The organism is Burkholderia sp. LFS061 (genome assembly GCF_047978125.1).
Classification (GTDB): domain Bacteria; phylum Pseudomonadota; class Gammaproteobacteria; order Burkholderiales; family Burkholderiaceae; genus Burkholderia; species Burkholderia pyrrocinia_C.
This window is the reverse complement of the sequence record NZ_JBFPFS010000152.1, coordinates 1-433: the sequence shown is the minus strand read 5'-3', so window position 1 is coordinate 433 and position 433 is coordinate 1. Positions and strand designations below refer to the sequence as shown.

Genomic DNA, 433 nt, shown 5'->3' with positions numbered 1-433 from the left:
TCTAGTCATGCAGGCCCTGTTTCGTGCCGTTGCCACCAGACGACCGCCTGCAGGTCTGATTCAGCACACGGATCGCGGGTCGCAATATTGTGCGCTAGCCTATCAATCGCTCCTGAGCCAGTTCGACATGCGGGCATCGATGAGCCGCCGCGGCAATTGCTATGACAACGCCCCGATCGAATCCTTCTGGGGAACGTTGAAGAACGAGCTGGTCTATCATCAACGCTTTGCCGCGCGCGAGCGGGCACGGCGCTCGATCAGCGAATACATCGAAATCTTCTATAACTGGCAACGCACGCAGGCGCGTCTCAATTACCAGTCGCGAACCTGTCCGCATTTTTGTGGGCGAGGCGGTTGAACAGCACGTTATCCGCGCGCCTGCATAAATCGGTCTCCGAACAGGATAGCAAACTGGTTCATCGCCGATTTCCAG

Annotated in this window: 1 protein-coding gene; it reads left to right on the top strand. The window is 57.0% G+C overall.

The window, feature by feature from the left end:
* A partial coding sequence (locus ACNQQL_RS36115) for an IS3 family transposase (protein WP_347069723.1) occupies window positions 1–358 on the top strand: 358 nt, incomplete at its 5' end.
* Window positions 359–433: the final 75 nt, after the last annotated feature.